We start from the raw sequence: 16335 nt of genomic DNA, 5'->3' as shown, positions 1-16335 counted from the left end.
CGCGCCGGTGGCCGAGGCCCGCCGTACAAGCCTCAGTTCTTGCCGGCTGACGCTGCCTTCGACAGGCCCGGGATCATTTTGTCCAGGACCCACGGGACGCTGAGCACGCTGACCGCGCTCATCCCGGAGATCACCTGCTGGTCCTGTAGCGCGTACGCCCCGCCGCTCTTGACCGCCCCCAGCGACGAGTAGACCGGGTCGGACAGGAACTTCTGCGTCCCGATCCCGTCGACGTACGCGATCAGCACGTCCGCGTCGACGTCCGCGACCTTCTCCTTGCTGATCGCGAGCGAGAACTCCTTCTTGGTGTTGGTCTTCTCCAGCGCCTCCACGCCCGGCGCGTTCTTGAAGCCCATCTCGTTCAGGATCTGCACCCGCGGGTCGCCCGGCATGTATACGTAGTTGTCGGCGCCGAACGAGCCGACCGTGATCGTCTTGTCCTTGAACTCCGGGTGCTCGGTCGCGACCTGCTTGATCTTGTCCTCGATACCGGTGATCAGTTTCTCCGCGTCGGCCTTCTTGCCGAGCGCCTCACCGACCAGCAGCGTCTGGTCCTGCCAGGTGGTCTGCCAGGGCGCCCCCGGGTACGCGACGGTCGGCGCGATCCCGCTCAGGGTCTTGTACGTCGCCTCGTCGAACCCCTCGTACGGGGCCAGGATGACGTCGGGCTTGAGCGCCGCGATCTGCTCGAACGGGTACTTGTCCCCGGTGTCGAGCAACGTCGTCTTTGACTTGTCGAACTTGTCCGCGTCCCACGCGGTGACGCCGTCGGCGGTCGGCCCGTAGGTGACCTTCGGCATCCCGACCGGGGTCTCACCCAGCGCGTAGACGACGTCCTGGGCGTTCCAGCCGAGCGTCACGATCCGCTCCGGCTTCTTGGTGATGGTCGTATCACCGAACGTGTTCTTCAGCGTGACCGGGAACCCCGACGACGCCGTACCGGCCGATGTGTCGGCCTGCTTGTCGCCGTCGCTGCCGCAAGCGGCCAGCGTGGTCGTGGCGAGCAGCACGGTGGTGACCGCACTGACGACCCGCGTACGGGACCAGGACATGGTGAACTCTCCTTAGACCAAGTGCCTCAACTAAGGAGAGCCTAAGCTAACCCCACAGGCCGTCGCGACCTGCGGGGGTGTGACTCAGGACTCGAACTTGTAGCCGAGACCGCGCACCGTGACCAGATGGGCCGGGTTCGACGGGTCCTTCTCGAGCTTGGAACGCAGCCGCTTCACGTGCACGTCCAGGGTCTTGGTGTCGCCCACGTAGTCGGCGCCCCAGATCCGGTCGATCAGCTGACCGCGGGTAAGCACCCGGCCGGTGTTCCGCAGCAGCATCTCGAGCAGCTCGAACTCCTTCAGCGGCAGCCGGATCTCGGTCCCGGACACCGTCACCACGTGCCGCTCGACGTCCATCCGGACCGGTCCGGCCTCGAGCGTGTCCGGCAGCAGCTCGACGTCCTGCCCACGACGCAGTACGGCGCGCACCCGGGCCAGCAGCTCGCGCGGACTGTAGGGCTTGGTCACGTAGTCGTCCGCGCCCAGCTCGAGCCCGACGACCTTGTCGACCTCGGTGTCCTTGGCGCTCACGATGATCACCGGGACGTTGCCCCGGCTGCGCAGTGCCCGGCAGACCTCCGTGCCGGACAGACCCGGCAGCATCAGGTCGAGCAGGACGATGTCCGCACCGGCGCGGTCGTACTCGTCCAGCGCATCCGGGCCGGTCTCCGCGACGGCGACCTCGAACCCTTCCTTGCGCAGCACGTACGACAGCGCGTCGCTGTAGCTCTCTTCGTCTTCGACGACCAGCACTCGGGTCACGAAGCTGTCTCCTTTGCGATCTGACCTGACGGGGTAGGCGTCAGGGGAACGGCCGCCTCTTCCTGGCTGGAGGAGTCGGTCTGACCCGGCGCGGGTTCGAGCCGCAGCGGGAGTCTCACGGTGAAGGTGGAGCCCTGGCCCTCGACGCTCCACACCCGGACGTCGCCGCCGTGGATGGAGGCGATGTGTTTGACGATCGACAGGCCGAGCCCGGTCCCGCCGGTCTCGCGGCTGCGGGCCCGGTCGACCCGGTAGAACCGCTCGAAGACCCGCTCCAGGTCACTGCTCGGGATGCCGACGCCCTGGTCGGACACGGTCAGCTCGACCAGGTCACCGATCGGGTGCGCGGCGACCGCGACCCGGGTGCCGTCCGGGCTGTAGTTGATGGCGTTCTCGACCAGGTTGCCGATCGCCATCGCGAGCTGGTCCTCGCTGCCCATCACCTCGAGGTCGGGCTCGGTCTTCACCACGATCTTGATGTCGCGGTCGTCGGCGTCGATCCGGCACCGGTCCACCGCGGTCTCGATGATCGCGTTGACGTCGACCGGGCCGGGGTTCTCCAGCGGGTCGTCGCCCTGCAACCGGGACAGCTCGATGATCTCCTTGACCAGCCGGCTGAGCCGCGAGGCCTCGATCCGCATCCGGTCCGAGAACCGCTGCACCGCCTCCGGGTCGTCGGAGGCCTCCGAGACCGCGTCCGCGAGCAGGATCAGCGCGCCGACCGGGGTCTTCAGCTCGTGGCTGACGTTGACGGTGAAGTCCCGCCGGATCGCTTCCAGGCGGCGCTCCCGGGTCCGGTCCTCGACCAGCACCAGCACCAGCTGGCTGCCCAGCGGCGCGACCCGGGCACTGACGTACTGCGTGGCGCCGAGCCGGCCCCGGACGATCTCGAGGTCCTGCTGGCGGATCTCGCCGTCCCGCCGGACCTGGCGGACCATGGTCAGGATGTCCTCGACCACCAGCCGCTCACCTCGGACGATGCCGAGCACGTGCGCCGGGGCGCTGGCCTGCAGGACCTGGTCCTCGGGGCCCATCACGACCGCGGACGAACGCAGTACCGAAAGGACCGTGGCGACGCCGTTCGGGACGATCGGGTCCGGGGACTCCGGGATCTTGCGCTGGGCCCGCTCGGAAAGCATCATCGCACCGAGCGAAAGCAGGGCCAGGGCCGCGCCGATGACGCCGCCCAGCACCGCAGCCAGCGTGGGGTCCACGGCAACGATGCTACGCGGGCAACCAGCAGGGAAAGACCGAATGATCACGGGATGACCGGGACACGACCTAACTGTTCATCGGTCGTTCACCACTCGTCGCCGTCCGGCAACCTCGACGGCATACGGTCACCTGTGGGCGGGTACCTGACCTGTGCTTTCGGCCTCGTCCACGGCGGTATCGGACACCACAGATCGGATTCGAACACAATGCGCGACACCTACCACGAGCAGCTCGACGACATCCTCGCCGAACTGGAACGGATGACGCGGACGGTGTCCACCGCCGTACGCCGGTCGACCTCGGCGCTGCTGGAGGCCGACATCCGCCGGGCGGAAGAGGTCATCGCGGCCGACATCCAGCTCGATGCCGCCGGCGAAGGCGTGGAGGAGAAGGTCTTCGAGCTGATGGCCCGGCAGTCGCCGGTCGCCAACGAGCTGCGGATGCTGGTCGCCGCGCTGCGCATGGTCGCCGACCTCGAGCGGATGGGCGACCTGGCCGCACACGTCTCGAAGATCGCCCGGATGCGCTACCCGGCTCCCGCGATCCCGGCCGAGCTGCACGACGTGATCGAGTCGATGGGCTCGGTCGCCGGCAAGATGGTCGACGCGGCCGGTGACGTGATCGCGTCCCGCGACGTCGAGGCCGCCGGCAAGCTCGAGGCCAGCGACGACGAGATGGACAAGCTCCGCTCCAACCAGTTCCGCCTGATGATGGACGACGCGTGGCCGCACGGCGTCGAGGTTGCCGTCGACATGGCCCTCCTCAGCCGTTACTACGAACGCATCTCCGACCACGCGGTCGCCATGGCCCGCCGCGTCGTCTACCTGGTAACCGGCGAGCTCCCGGTCGCCATCGGCGGCACCGCGGCCGGCTCCGGCGCGGGCGCCTCCGCTCCGAACCCGAACGGCAACTGACGCTCCGAATTTCTGTAGCCCCCGGCAACCATTGGTTGCCGGGGGCTGTTTCTTTCAAGGGATGTCTCGATCTGGTCACGTCCGGTTCTCGATGTAACGCTGGGTGTTCGCGGCGCGATGGGACGAGGAGTGACCTGAAAGACTTCTTCTGAAAGAGGAACCGTCCATGAGACTGCAACGACTCGCCCTCGCGATGGCAGGGATGGGCCTGCTCGCTGCGTCCGTCGTGTCCGCGCCGGCCACCGCCGCCACGACCGACTCGAAGCCCTGGTCCGACCGGACCAAGCAGACGAACACGACCAAAGCGGGCACGGCCTGCCTGGTCTCGACCGCCTTCCCGGGCGCGGCGGGCACCGTGTCGGAGGCCGACGTGCTCGCCGGACGGCCGGCGCAGGGGGTGCAGTACGACGCGTTCAAGTTCGTCGGGACCCGCGCCAACGCAACGTGGTACCTGGCGGCGAACGCCGCGCTCACCCAGTTCTACTACTACGGCCTGCTGCTGCAGGGCGGGAACCTCTACCGGCAGACGACGTACATCTACGAGGACGACCGCGCCCCGCTTGCCACCTTCAAGAAGGTCGGTGGCGGCTGGACGACCTTCAAGACGATCGCCACGTCGAACCTCAACACCTACAACGCCCGCCACCAGTTCCTGTACGGCCTGAACAGCAACGGCAGCCTGTACCGCTACTCGATCGTCGGCGCCGGCATCAAGTCGTACGGCTCGTTCCCGGGCTTCAAGGGCTTCAAGGCGATGACCGTGATCAGCGAGAACGCGGCGTACGACACCTTGCTGATGACGACCACGGCCGGCGCGCTGTGGACCGTCCGGATCCCGACCGCCGCCTCGACCAAGCCGATCCTCAAGCGGATCCGCACCGGTGGCTGGCAGAACTTCGAGTCCCTGGTCGTCGAGAACTGCGGCAACCGCGGCGGTCTGCTGATCGTGGGCGTCGACAACAACACCCAGACCGGCACCCTCTACGCCATGAGCAAGGCCAACGGCGCCGCCACCGCCCTGACCGGCTACGGCCCGATCCACGACGTCGTCTTCAACGGCGTCGACACCGTCCGCGAGGCCTCGTACTACGACCAACTCGTCGGCGAGTAACCCCCAACCAAGCAGCCCTCGGCAACCATCTCGTTGCCGAGGGCTGCTTCCTTTCCAAAGGACACGCCTCCGGCACTGGAAAGGACACGCCTTCGGCGCGGCTGATCTTTGCCGGCTTCGCCGGAGAGCATGTCCGGCAGCCGGGCTGAGATTCCACCGCAACGACTGGACACGCCTCCGGCGCGGCTGTTCTATTGCCGGCTCCGCCGGGGGAGCATGTGCGGCAGCCGGGCTCAGGTTCCAGCGCAACAACTGGCTCCGCCCCCACAAACGCCACGCCTCCCGCGCAACAGCTCGTCGCCGCTCCGCCGGGGCCGCGGATCGCGTTACCGAAGGACACTCCGGCGCAGCAACCACATCTGGCGCGGAGGAGACGCCGACACCACGGCTGTCGTTTGCCGGCTTCGCCGCGAGGCGGAGAGCTTTCGACGTCAAGCCAGGTTGCAGGGCTGGGTCCCTGCGGTGCCGGATATCGTCACCGCATGACAGACGCCTCCGAGACCGACCGCCTGGTCAACACGGACATCTCCGCTCTGACCCCCACCGAACTGAAGGCCCACCTGGCGGAGGTCGAACAGCGGATGAAAGATCTCCTCCGCACCGAACGCGATCTCCTAGAGGCCAACGCAGAGGCCCTGGCCGACGACCCGACCCTCCAAGCCCGCCTCACCGATCTCCGAACCAGACCACTCGACGACCCGAGTTCTTGAGCATCTAATCCGGCGGACAGGCCCTGACCGTCACGTCAGCTTTGGTCGGTCAAGAGCTTCGAGGCACCGGCTACGAGGATCCTGGCCTGTCGTACAGCCTTCTTGACCTGCCCCGGACTGACGAACACCATTCCGTAGTGCGCGTTGTCCTTGAGGTCGAGTAGCTGGCTCAGCGCTCGCGACATCGCTTTGCCGTCGGAACCGGCCTGAGCGACCAGGACCAGCGCTTGGCGATGATCTTGGCCGCGCGACCGGCTCCCGAGCGCCGCGCAGCATGCAGCATCCGCTGCGGCGATTCCGGCGAGAACAGCCAGGGCCGCGGAAACTTGTTCGGTGGAGAGGTCGTTCTCCTCGCTCTCGACCAACTCAGCGACGTCGAGGAACGCCCGCGCCTGGTTCAGTCGAACGTGGGCCTGAGCTCGATTGCAGTCTTCGGTTCGTCCCTTGGCCACCCTCATCGACCCAGCACGTCCTTCACGATCTCGGTGTGGATGCTGCGGAAGTCGGGGCCGTAAACCGTGATGCAGTCGCGGAGCCATTCGTTCACCATTGGCTCACCGGCTCGGAGATGGTTGGCCAGCTCGCCGGTACTGATCGCGTAGGTCTGCAGGAAATTACCCGTCCATTCGTGAACCTGCTCGCCCAACAAGGCGATCTGATCCGCCATGGTCGACGACTCACCCTCGGCATGCACCACGAGAAGGTCGATGTCGCTGTTGAGATCGGCTTCGCCTCGGGCCACGGAACCGAAGAGGCTGGCGTGAACAGGCAATTCTTCCCACTGCTCGACAACCTCGGCGAGGCTGCGGATCAGCTTGCCGCGCAACGAGACGAGGTCGAGGACAGCATCGGCGGCCAGATGCTTGCGATTGAGCGCGTACAGCATGCTCTGTCCGGCGATTGTGGTCGTCACCAGGCCGGTATCTGCGAGCCTGTTCAGCACCTTGCGCACACCGGACTCGCTACCGGCCTCCGCAAGCTGATGAACCCGGCGCCCGGTGAGCGGTTGCGTCGTACGAGCGAGCACCGTCAGCACAGCACCATCCAGCGTCGGCACCACTGTGGTGATCGGCCGCGCCAGATCCATGTCAGCTCCCTGCAAACGTTTGAAGCATCCCCACTATAGTACGGATATCCCCACTATAGTCGGGATATCCGTACTATAGTGCGACGCCGGCAGGCACCGCTGAAGCGGACAGCCTTCTACCTCAGGCCCGTGTTGCGGGCTGAGCACCCCGCGGCGGGTCTCTCCGGCGGCCCATACGCACCCAGTCGAAACCAGCAACACGCAGCCGCGCCGAAGGCGCGTCCTTTGTACGCGGACGGCAGTTGCCTGCGTCGGCGCACGCGCTCGCCGGACTGGTTCGCCCCCGGCGAAGCCGGCAACAAGTCAGTCGCGCCGGAGGCGTGTCCTTTCGCGCGCGAGTTGCAGTTGCCAGCGTCGGGGCACGTGCTCGCCGACACGATTCGCTCCCCGGCGAAGCCGGGCAGAAGAACAGCCGCGCCGAAGGCGTGTCCTTTGTGCGCAGACGGCAGTTGCCTGCGTCGGAGCGTGTGCTCGCCGGACTGGTTCGCCCCCGGCGAAGCCGGCAACAAGTCAGTCGCGCCGAAGGCGCGTCCTTTGCGCGGGAGGTGCTGTTGGCTGGGCCGGGGCGGGTGTGGGCCGCGCCCCGGCGGAGCCGGTAATAGAACTGTCGCGCCGGAGGCGCGTCCTTTAGCGGCCCTGGTTTTTGACGGCTTCGATCGAGGCTTTGGCAGCTTCGGGGTCCAGGTATTCGCCGCCGGGGGTGAGTGGGTTGAAGTCGTCGTCCAGCTCGTAGTACAGCGGGATGCCGGTCGGGATGTTGAGGCCGACGACCGTCTGCTCGTCGAGGTTGTCGAGGTGCTTGACCAGCGCGCGGAGGCTGTTGCCGTGGGCGGCTACCAGGACGGTCTTGCCGGCGCGCAGGTCCGGCACGATGGCGTCATACCAGTACGGGAGCATCCGCTCGACGACGTCCTTCAGGCACTCGGTCGCGGGCAGCAGTTCGGACGGGAGCCCGGCGTACCGCGGGTCGCCGGCCTGGTCGTACTCCGAGCCGCGCTCGATCGCCGGCGGCGGGGTGTCGTACGAGCGGCGGAACAGCATGAACTGCTCCTCGCCGAGCTCCTCCAGGGTCTGCTTCTTGTCCTTGCCCTGCAGGCCGCCGTAGTGCCGCTCGTTCAGCCGCCAGGAGCGCCGTACGTCGATCCACTGGCGATCGGCGACCTCGAGCGCGATGTTCGCGGTCCGGATCGCCCGGGTCAGCACCGAGGTGTGCAGTACGTCGGGGAGCAGATCGCGGTCGCGGAGCAGCTCGCCGCCGCGCTGGGCCTCCTCGACGCCCTGGGCGTTCAGGTCGACGTCGACCCAGCCGGTGAAGAGGTTCTTGGCGTTCCAGTCGCTGTGGCCGTGGCGGAGCAGGATCAGGCGATAGGTCATGCCTCGGAGTCTATCGAGGCTCCAGCCAGCCCTTGAACGCGTCCAGGTTTCGGGTCGATTCACCCCGTGAGACGCGCCAGTCGTACTCCCGCCGGATCGACGACGCGAACCCCAGCTCGAGGATCGTGTTGAACGACGTGTCGGCATACTCCAGTACGGCGCCGAGCAGCCGATCCACCTCGACCGGCGTGATCGCGTGCAGCGGCACCCGCCCGTCCAGGTGGATGTCGCCGAGATGATCGACCGCGAACGCGACCCCGTACATCTTCAGGTTCCGCTCCAGCAGCCAGCGGTACACGGCTTCGTGGTTCTCGTCCGGGTGCCGGGCCACGAACGCGTGCACCTGGACCGCCTGCGGCCCGACCGTCAGCGTCACGGTCGTCTTCAGCTTCCGCTCCCCCGGCAGGTCTGCCGTGAAGACGCTGTCCTTCTCGGTGAACTCGATCTCGTTCTCGGTCAGCACCTGGCGGATCACGTCCGCCGCTGCAACTCTCACCCGGCCACCTCCGCGGCGATCTCCGCCGCCATCGTGTCCGCCGCGGTCCGGTACGCCGCCAGCGTCTTGCGGGCGGTCACCTCCCAGCCGAATCCCTGCGCGTGCTTGACCGCCGCGGTGCTCATGCTCTCGCGAGTGGCCGGATCCGTCGCGATCCGGGCCAGCGCGTCGGCGAAGTCGTCCACCCGGTGCCCGCGCACGAGGTACCCGGTCCGCCCGTCCACCACCGCCGTACTCAGACCACCCACGGCCGCCGCGACGACCGGCGTACCGCACGCCTGAGCCTCCAGCGCAACCAGCCCGAAGGACTCCGAGTACGACGGAACGCACACGACAGACGCGGCGCGGTACCACGAGGCCAGCCGCGCCCGCTCCATCGGCTTCACGAACCGGGTCACATCGTCGATCCCGAGCGCCCGCGCCAACTCGGCGTGCGACTCGGGATGCTCCATCCCGTTGCCCGACGGCCCGCCGATGATCGCGACCACCAGCCTCGAACGCAGCGAAGGATCCCGCTCGATCATCCGCGCCGCCGCCCGAATCAGCAGGTCAGGCGCCTTCAACGGCTGGATCCGCCCGACGAACGCCAGTACGACGGCATCCGCCGGCAGACCGACCTCCTGCCGGGCCTCGGCCAGCGAACCCGGGCTGAACAGCTCCAGATCCACGCCAGGGTTGACCACGCCGACCTTCGCGGGCTGAGCGCCGTACAGCTCGATCAGCTCACGCGCTTCATCTGAAGTGTTGGCCAGCAACCGATCCGCCGACTCAACCACCTGCTCCTCGCCGAGCAGACGCGCCGCAGGCTCCGGTACGTCGTCCTCGGCCAGGCTGGCGTTCTTGACCTTGGCCATCGTGTGCATGGTGTGCACCAGCGGCACCGCCCACCGGTCGCGGGCGAGCAGGCCGACCTGGCCGGAGAGCCAGTAGTGCGAGTGGATCACGTCGTACCAGCCGGGCTCGTGGATCGCTTCGGCGCGCAGTACCGCTCGGGCGAACGTGCACAGCTGGGAGGGGAGCTCGTTCTTCGTGAGGCCTTCGTACGGCCCCGCGGCGACATTGCGGACCACCACGCCCGGCATCAGCTCGACGCGGGCCGGGAGCACCGACGCGGTCGCGCGGGTGAACACGTCGACCTCGATCCCCAGGCCGGCCAGCTGCTTGGACAGCTCGACCACGTAGACGTTCATCCCGCCGGCGTCCCCGGTCCCCGGCTGGTCGAGTGGCGACGTATGCAGGCTGATCATCGCGACCCGCCGGAGGGGTTTGTTCACGACGTCAGGGTAACTCCGGTGCCTCAGCCGGGAATCGGGAGTTCTCCCTATCGGCGGCCGTCCAGCTGGCCAGCAGGCGGAGGTTCTGCTCGGACGGCGATCCCGGCTCGACGGTGTACGTGACGAGCAGCTGGTCCGGTTCGCCCGGCGGCTGCAGGGTCTCGTACTGCACGGTGATGTTGCCGACCAGCGAGTGGTGCTGCGTCTTGGTCCCGAAGGTCTTGTCCTTCACGTCGTGCCGAGCCCAGTGCTCGCGGAACTCCGGGCTGCGGATCGACAGCTCGCCGACCAGCTCGGCAAGCTCCGGGTCGTCCGGGTACCGGCCGGCGTACATCCGCAGGTACCCGACGGTCTCGTCCGCGACCGCCTCCCACTGCGGGTAGAAGTCCCGCGACGCCGGGTCGAGGAACACCATCCGCGGGATGTTGCAGTCCTTGGGCTCCAGGCTGCCGAAGTCGGCGATCAGGGCCGCGGCCAGCCGGTTCCACCCGATGACGTCCATCCGGCGGCCGAGGACGAACGCCGGTACGTCGGTCATCGAGTCCAGCAGCCGTTGTAGGCCTGGCCGCATGCGTTCCGCCGTACGGCGACGCGTACGCCGCCGGGCCGGTTTCGCCAACAGGGCAAGGTGTTTGCGCTCGTCGTCGGTCAGACTCAGTACGTCGGCAACCGCGTCCAGGATCTCCTGCGAGACGTTCTCGGCCCGGCCCTGCTCGAACCGGACGTAGTAGTCCGCGCTCACCCCGGCCGCCTGAGCGAGCTCCTCGCGGCGCAGTCCGGGGACGCGGCGCCGGCCGTTGAACACCTTCAGTCCGAGGTCCTCGGGCTGCACCCGGGCCCTGCGCGACTTGAGGAACTCGGTCAGCTCCGCTCGACGATCCATGCCTCCAGTATCCAGGGCGGCCCGGAACGCAACCTGGTCCTGCCAGAACCAGGCTCAACAGACACCTGGGTAAGCCTCGGCGACCGCTCCAGGATCGGTGACATCAACCGCAACCTGGAGGAACACCATGACTGACCTCACCGGCCGCACCGCAGTCGTCACCGGCGCCGCAAGCGGCATCGGAGCTGCGATCGCCACCCAGTTGGCCGATGCGGGCGCATCGGTCGCGCTGGTAGCGCGGCGGCAGGACCGGCTCGACGACCTGGCCGGCAAGCTCGGCCCGCGAGCCATCGGCGTCAGCCTCGACGTCACGTCACAGGCCTCGGTCGACGCCGGGGTCCAGCAGATCCACAAGCGGCTGGGCCGGCCGGACCTCGTCGTGAACGCGGCCGGTGTGATGCTGGCCGCCCCGATCGAGGACGGCCGGCTCGACGACTGGACCCGGATGATCGACACCAACGTGACCGGCGTACTCCGGCTGATCCAGGCCTTCACCCCGGACCTGATCGCGGCTGCCGGTGAAGGGCTGACCGCCGACCTCGTCAACATCTCGTCGATCGGCGCACACGCGATCTTCCCCGGGTACGCCGTCTACGGGGCCACGAAGGCCGCTCTCACCCAGTTGTCCGCCGCGCTGCGAGCCGACCTCGCGCCGTACGACGTCCGCGTGACGAACGTCGAGCCGGGTCTGACCGACACCGAACTCGCGACGCACCTGGACAGCTCCGGACAGGACCTGATCGCCTCGATGAACGAGCAGATCGGCCCGCTGGCCGCGAACGACATCGCGGACGTGGTGACGTTCGCGGTGAGCCGGCGGCGCGAGGTCAACCTGCGTCAGATCATCGCCCTGCCGACGCGTCAGGCGTGATGTCCGCTCCGCCGAGGTAGACAGCCGTTGGGGCGGCCAACGTTGTGATGTCCACGGTCGGATCGCCTGCGACAACGAGGAGATCGGCGTCTGCACCCGCGCGGATGCGACCTTTCGCAACGCGGAGCGCGTCGGCGGCGGCCGACGTACCGGCTGTCAGGGCTGCGATGGGCGGGATCCCCGCCTCGACGTACTCCGCGAGCGTGGCGGGGAGGAGGCCGTGAGGTTTCGCGGGGCCGATCCCGCCGTCGGAGCCGGCCACCAGCCTCACCCCTGCGTCGTACAGCCGGCGAACGGCCTCCTGCAGGATGGCCTCCCCGATGCCCGCCTTGGCGACCATCTCGAGGACAGCCGGCGGTAGGACGATCGAGCGGTCCGAGCCGAGGGTGCTGCAGACCGCGATCCCGGCCGCGGCGATCGCCCTACCGAGTTCGTCGTCGACACTGGCGCCCTGCGGCGTGAGACAGGTGCAGTGCTCGATCCCGTCCACACCGGCCGCGAGGGCCTGTCGGACCGCGGCGAGTGCGTGGGCATGGGCGGTGATGGGCAGGCCCTGCTCGTGCGCCTCGTCGGTGGCGGCCTTGAGCTCCTCGAGCGTGAACTGCGCGCTCATCGTGTCCGAGCCCGGCGTCAGTACCCCACCGCTGGCCATGATCTTGATGACGTCGGCGCCGTTTGCGGCCCGCGCCTGCACCGCAGTACGCATCTCCGCGACACCGGAGACCTCGCCACCAAGCGCCCAGCAATGTCCGCCGACGCTGGTGAGCGGCGCGCCCGAAGCAACCACCGTAGGCAGGCCGGGAGCTGCGGATCTGCGCCAGCGGAGGACGGCATCGCGGGGGTCGCCGAGGTCGCGGACGGTGGTGACGCCGGCGGCCAGGTGGATGCGGAGCGACTGCTCGATCGTGGTCGCGATGGCGGCGGCGTACGTCGGCGTCGCGGCCTCGGCGGGTGTGGTGGCGAAGCGGTCCAGTGCGCCGACACCGGCGTCGGCGGTGAGGTGGACGTGGGCGTCGATCAGCCCCGGCAGGATCGTCGCGCCGGGCAATGAGCGAACCTGCCAGTCCGCCGGCACCTCGCGAGCCAGACCGACGATCTTGCCGTCGTCCACCAGCACGACGTTCTCGTCGAGGACCCGTTCGCCGTCGAAGATCCGTGCCGCCTGCAACGCAACCCTGGTCATACCCGGAGTGTCTCTCAGGGTGGGTTTATCCCTACCTGAGTTGGCGGATTCGCCCCACTGTGCTGCGGTCTCCGCGCCGAAAGCATGGATCACATGCGTACAGTCCTCGAGCAAGCCAAGTCCTGGCACCGTCCTCTGATGCTGATGGTGCTCGCCATGCTGGGTCTCGTCGTCGCGTCGGGGATCGGCCTCGCGGTCGACAACCGGGAGATCCTCAACGAGTCCGTGTGGCTCAAGCCGTTCAAGTTCGGCATCGCGTTCGTCCTGTACGGCGCGACGCTGGCCTGGCTGCTGTCGAACCTGCGGAAGGCGAAGCGCCTCGGCTGGTGGACCGGCACGGTGTTCGCGATCACCGGGATCGTCGACGTCGGGTTCATCGCCGTACAGGCGGCCCGCGGGACGTTCAGCCACTTCAACGACAACACCGACACGTTCAACCAGGTCGGGCAGAAGGTCTTCATGTCCGGCGTACTCGGGCTGTTCGGCGCGAGCCTGGTGGTCGCGATCATGCTGCTGTTCCAGCGCGTAGGCGACGCCCCGATGAACCGGGCGATCCGGGTCGGCCTCGGCCTCGCGGTCGCGGGGATGGGCATCGCGTTCTACCTCGTCGGCGCGAACACCGACCGCGAGCAGGTCACCGACGCCTACGGCCATCCGGTCACGCTCGCCGGCAGCCACGGCATCGGCGTCGAGCCCGGCGGTCCCGGGATGCCGCTCACGCACTGGAGCACGGTCGGCGGCGACCTGCGCATCCCGCATTTCGTCGGTCTGCACGCGATCCACTTCCTGCTGATCACCCTGCTCGTCCTGCACCTCCTCGCCGGTCGTATCACCTGGCTTCGCCCGGAGCGCGTCCGCGCCCGCCTGATCGGCGTCGCTGCCTTCGCGTACGCCGGTGTGATGGCGACCGTGACGGTCCAGGCGTTCCGTGGTCAGGCGCTGATCCACCCGGACGGAAAGACGCTGGGCATGCTCGGTGGGTTCCTGGCGATCAGCTTCGTGGCGCTCGCAGCGGTCGTCGCGTCCGCCCGGCGCACCGCCGTACCAGTGGAAGCGGCACCGCGGCAGCCCGTCGGAGCCGGCCGGTCCTGAGACACCTGGCTTGCTCGACGGCCGGGTTTGAGAGACTCGGGCTATGACTTCCGAGCGTCCTCTTGCCGTGGTGACCGGAGCTAGCAGTGGGATCGGAGCCGCGTCGGCGCGGTACCTCGCCCGAGCCGGGTTCGAGGTCATCTGCGCCGCGCGGCGGCTCGACCGGATCGAGGCGCTGGCCAAGGAGATCGACGGCCGCGCCGTGCAGTGCGACGTCACGTCGGCCGAAGACGTCGCCGCGCTGGCGGCGGCCGTCGGCGACCAGTTGCAGGTACTGGTGAACAACGCCGGCGGTGCGTTCGGGTTCGAGCCCGTCGCCGAGGCCGATCTGGACGCGTGGCGGCGGATGTTCGAGGTGAACGTGATCGCGGTCGCTGCCGTCACCAAGTCGTTGCTCCCGGCCCTTATCGCCGGTCGTGGCACGATCATTGTGATGGGCTCGACGGCCGGCCAGGTCGCGTACGAGGGCGGCGGTGGGTACGTCGCCGCCAAGCACGGCGCCAAGGCCGTGGTCGACACGCTGCGCCTCGAGCTCTGGGACCAGCCGGTGCGCGTCACCGAGATCGCCCCCGGCATGGTGCAGAGCGAAGGCTTCGCACTGACCCGCTTCGATGGCGACCAGGCCAAGGCCGACGCCGTGTACGCCGGCGTCCGCGAACCCCTCACCGCCGACGACATCGCCGACATCGTCACGTACGTCGCCACCCGCCCGGCCCACGTGAACCTCGACCGCATCACCGTCCGCCCCCGCGCCCAGGCCGCCCAGCACAAGGTCTTCCGCGAGCAGTAGGTCCCGCGTAAATCCCTCACGTGAGCCGCCTCACGGCCGGGCTGCTTGCAATTGCAAGCACCTTGCTAGCACACTGGGGATATGGCCAGGTTGAGCGATCGGGCGGCTGGGGCGGTGGGCTCCGTTGGGGAGTACCTCGCCGAGCAGCGGCGGCAAGCGCAGTTGTCGTTGCGGCAGTTGTCGGACCTGGCCGGTGTGTCGAACCCGTACCTGAGCCAGATCGAGCGCGGTCTGCGTAAACCGTCGGCCGAGGTGCTGCAGCAGCTCGCGAAGGCGTTGCGGATCTCCGCGGAGACCTTGTACGTACGGGCCGGCATCCTCGATCCGGATGACGACTCGGACGGCCGACAGGCCGCCGGCGTGGTCGACGCCGTCCTGCTCGACCCCGCCCTGAACGAGCGGCAGAAGCGCGTCCTGCTGGACGTCTACATGTCGTTCGTCCGGGAGAACGCCGTACCGGAAGAGACTCCGGCGAAGAAGACCTCCGCCCGCAAGCGCACCACCAACTGAAACCTGCTGACGACATCCCGAGGAGAAGCCTGATGGCTACCCGTACGCCTGTTACCCCGTTCTACGCGATCGCCGGAGCCGGCGACCTCGCGGTCGAGAAGTTCCGCGCGATCAGCGAGGACGTCACCGCCCGGTTCGCCAAGCTGGACCAGAAGACCCTGCAGACCGAGCTCACCAGGGCCCAGTCCGAGCTGAACAAGCGCTTCGAGGCGATCGTCGCCGACGCGAGGACCGCTCCGGCCAAGCTGCGCGAGCTGCCGAAGACCGCCCAGGCCGGCTTCACCACCGTCCTCGGCCAGGCCGAGGAGACCTACGAGGACCTGGCCGGCCGCGGCAAGGACCTGGTCGAGCGGATCCGCCACCAGCAGGCCACCGAGGACTTCGAGGCCCAGGCCAAGTCCACGGTCAGCAAGGTCAAGGCGACCCGGACGACGGTGAAGAAGACCGCCGACACCGCGACCCGCACCGTGAAGGCGACCGCGACCAGCGCCCGCAAGACCGCGAAGGCGGCCGGTAAGGCTGCCGGGTCCGCCGCCGACAAGATCGGCGACTGAACCACCACTGACGGTGACAATTCACCGATCTTTGCGTGAATCCTCGCCCGGGCGGTCCACAGCTGCGACTCAGCAGAGGTGGACCGCCCGGTCTGTCAGTTAGGCTCGTAGCATGATCACCTTCCAGAACCTGGTCCCCGGGTTCGGCGATCCACTGTCGGTCATCTGGTGGGTGCTGCTTGTCCTCAAGCTGGTCGCGCTGCTCGACGCGGCGTTCCGGCCGCGCGCAGTGTTCATCGCCGCGGACAAGCTGACCAAACCAGGCTGGGTGCTGATCCTGGTCGTGTTCACGCTGAGTCAGTTCTTCCAGGGCTGGCTGAGCTTCTTCGGCCTGATCGGCATCGTCGCGTCCGCCGTCTACCTGGTCGACGCCCGCCCCGCACTACGCGCCGCCACCGGCCGCGGCCGAGGCGGTTGGGGCGCCCTGCGTCGCCGCCGGGGACCCCGCCCGCTGTAA

19 protein-coding genes are annotated in these 16335 nt (G+C 68.3%); 9 read left to right on the top strand and 10 right to left on the bottom strand.

From position 1 onward, the window contains the following. Positions 1–32: 32 nt before the first annotated feature. The 3 genes from ACFWUU_RS33030 to ACFWUU_RS33020 all read right to left on the bottom strand — a co-directional run bounded on the left by ACFWUU_RS33030 (position 33) and on the right by ACFWUU_RS33020 (position 3028). On the bottom strand, positions 33–1052 hold the full coding sequence (locus ACFWUU_RS33030; RefSeq protein ID WP_380181375.1) for an iron-siderophore ABC transporter substrate-binding protein: 1020 nt from the start codon (positions 1050–1052) through the stop codon (positions 33–35). Between the two features lie 84 nt (positions 1053–1136). Continuing rightward, complete coding sequence (locus ACFWUU_RS33025; RefSeq protein ID WP_130383318.1) at positions 1137–1814, bottom strand: response regulator transcription factor; 678 nt, start codon at positions 1812–1814, stop codon at positions 1137–1139. Further along, positions 1811–3028, bottom strand: coding sequence for a cell wall metabolism sensor histidine kinase WalK (locus tag ACFWUU_RS33020; RefSeq protein WP_137252529.1), 1218 nt, complete (start codon positions 3026–3028; stop codon positions 1811–1813). The genes ACFWUU_RS33025 and ACFWUU_RS33020 overlap by 4 nt, the downstream gene beginning before the upstream one ends. A 207-nt stretch (positions 3029–3235) precedes the next feature. On the opposite strand from ACFWUU_RS33020, the gene phoU reads away from it, so the two are divergent. From phoU to ACFWUU_RS33005, 3 genes are all read left to right on the top strand, one after another. Next, positions 3236–3943 (top strand): phosphate signaling complex protein PhoU, encoded by a 708-nt coding sequence (phoU, locus tag ACFWUU_RS33015; protein WP_137252528.1) that lies wholly within the window; start codon positions 3236–3238, stop codon positions 3941–3943. A 166-nt stretch (positions 3944–4109) separates the two neighbouring features. Beyond that, positions 4110–5054, top strand: a complete 945-nt coding sequence (locus ACFWUU_RS33010; RefSeq protein WP_137252527.1) for a hypothetical protein — start codon at positions 4110–4112, stop codon at positions 5052–5054. A 482-nt stretch (positions 5055–5536) separates the two neighbouring features. Next, complete coding sequence (locus ACFWUU_RS33005; RefSeq protein ID WP_380181373.1) at positions 5537–5764, top strand: hypothetical protein; 228 nt, start codon at positions 5537–5539, stop codon at positions 5762–5764. Positions 5765–5799: 35 nt separating this feature from the next. Here ACFWUU_RS33005 and ACFWUU_RS33000 read toward each other — a convergent pair whose 3' ends face one another. The 6 genes from ACFWUU_RS33000 to ACFWUU_RS32975 all read right to left on the bottom strand — a co-directional run bounded on the left by ACFWUU_RS33000 (position 5800) and on the right by ACFWUU_RS32975 (position 10878). Then, entirely contained in the window at positions 5800–6222 is a 423-nt protein-coding gene (locus ACFWUU_RS33000; protein ID WP_380181371.1) for a hypothetical protein, read from the bottom strand. Continuing rightward, positions 6219–6851 carry a nucleotidyltransferase domain-containing protein gene (locus tag ACFWUU_RS32995; protein ID WP_380181369.1) on the bottom strand — a complete coding sequence of 211 codons (633 nt, stop codon included), beginning with the start codon at positions 6849–6851 and terminating at the stop codon, positions 6219–6221. Before ACFWUU_RS32995 ends, ACFWUU_RS33000 begins: the two co-directional genes overlap by 4 nt. A 627-nt stretch (positions 6852–7478) precedes the next feature. Continuing rightward, positions 7479–8225, bottom strand: a complete 747-nt coding sequence (locus ACFWUU_RS32990; RefSeq protein ID WP_137252524.1) for a phosphoglyceromutase — start codon at positions 8223–8225, stop codon at positions 7479–7481. A gap of 10 nt (positions 8226–8235) precedes the next feature. Next, positions 8236–8721: a YbjN domain-containing protein gene (locus ACFWUU_RS32985; RefSeq protein ID WP_137252523.1), complete on the bottom strand. Its 486-nt coding sequence runs from the start codon at positions 8719–8721 to the stop codon at positions 8236–8238. Further along, entirely contained in the window at positions 8718–9968 is a 1251-nt protein-coding gene (mshA, locus tag ACFWUU_RS32980; protein ID WP_380181801.1) for a D-inositol-3-phosphate glycosyltransferase, read from the bottom strand. Before mshA ends, ACFWUU_RS32985 begins: the two co-directional genes overlap by 4 nt. 31 nt (positions 9969–9999) lie before the next feature. Then, the gene (locus ACFWUU_RS32975; RefSeq protein WP_380181367.1) at positions 10000–10878 is read right to left on the bottom strand and encodes a helix-turn-helix transcriptional regulator; all 879 of its coding nucleotides are present in this window, start codon (positions 10876–10878) and stop codon (positions 10000–10002) included. Between the two features lie 127 nt (positions 10879–11005). Here ACFWUU_RS32975 and ACFWUU_RS32970 point away from each other — a divergent pair, with 127 nt between their 5' ends. Then, positions 11006–11749, top strand: a complete 744-nt coding sequence (locus ACFWUU_RS32970) for an SDR family oxidoreductase (protein WP_380181365.1) — start codon at positions 11006–11008, stop codon at positions 11747–11749. Here ACFWUU_RS32970 and ACFWUU_RS32965 read toward each other — a convergent pair. After that, positions 11721–12932: an amidohydrolase family protein gene (locus ACFWUU_RS32965; RefSeq protein ID WP_380181363.1), complete on the bottom strand. Its 1212-nt coding sequence runs from the start codon at positions 12930–12932 to the stop codon at positions 11721–11723. The two genes, ACFWUU_RS32970 and ACFWUU_RS32965, sit on opposite strands and share 29 nt — an antisense overlap. A 93-nt stretch (positions 12933–13025) precedes the next feature. Here ACFWUU_RS32965 and ACFWUU_RS32960 point away from each other — a divergent pair, with 93 nt between their 5' ends. From ACFWUU_RS32960 to ACFWUU_RS32940, 5 genes are all read left to right on the top strand, one after another. After that, positions 13026–14024, top strand: coding sequence for a hypothetical protein (locus ACFWUU_RS32960; protein ID WP_380181361.1), 999 nt, complete (start codon positions 13026–13028; stop codon positions 14022–14024). A 43-nt stretch (positions 14025–14067) separates the two neighbouring features. Further along, complete coding sequence (locus ACFWUU_RS32955; RefSeq protein ID WP_380181359.1) at positions 14068–14814, top strand: SDR family NAD(P)-dependent oxidoreductase; 747 nt, start codon at positions 14068–14070, stop codon at positions 14812–14814. Between the two features lie 81 nt (positions 14815–14895). After that, a complete protein-coding gene (locus ACFWUU_RS32950; RefSeq protein ID WP_137252518.1) occupies positions 14896–15324 on the top strand; it encodes a helix-turn-helix domain-containing protein in 429 nt (142 codons plus the stop codon). 32 nt (positions 15325–15356) lie between these two features. Continuing rightward, positions 15357–15878 carry a hypothetical protein gene (locus tag ACFWUU_RS32945; protein ID WP_380181357.1) on the top strand — a complete coding sequence of 174 codons (522 nt, stop codon included), beginning with the start codon at positions 15357–15359 and terminating at the stop codon, positions 15876–15878. Between the two features lie 112 nt (positions 15879–15990). After that, entirely contained in the window at positions 15991–16335 is a 345-nt protein-coding gene (locus tag ACFWUU_RS32940) for a DUF2516 family protein (protein WP_137252516.1), read from the top strand.

Origin of the sequence: Kribbella sp. NPDC058693 (genome assembly GCF_042715335.1) — a bacterium.
GTDB lineage: Bacteria > Actinomycetota > Actinomycetes > Propionibacteriales > Kribbellaceae > Kribbella > Kribbella jiaozuonensis.
This window is presented reverse-complemented; position numbering and strand designations above follow the sequence as displayed.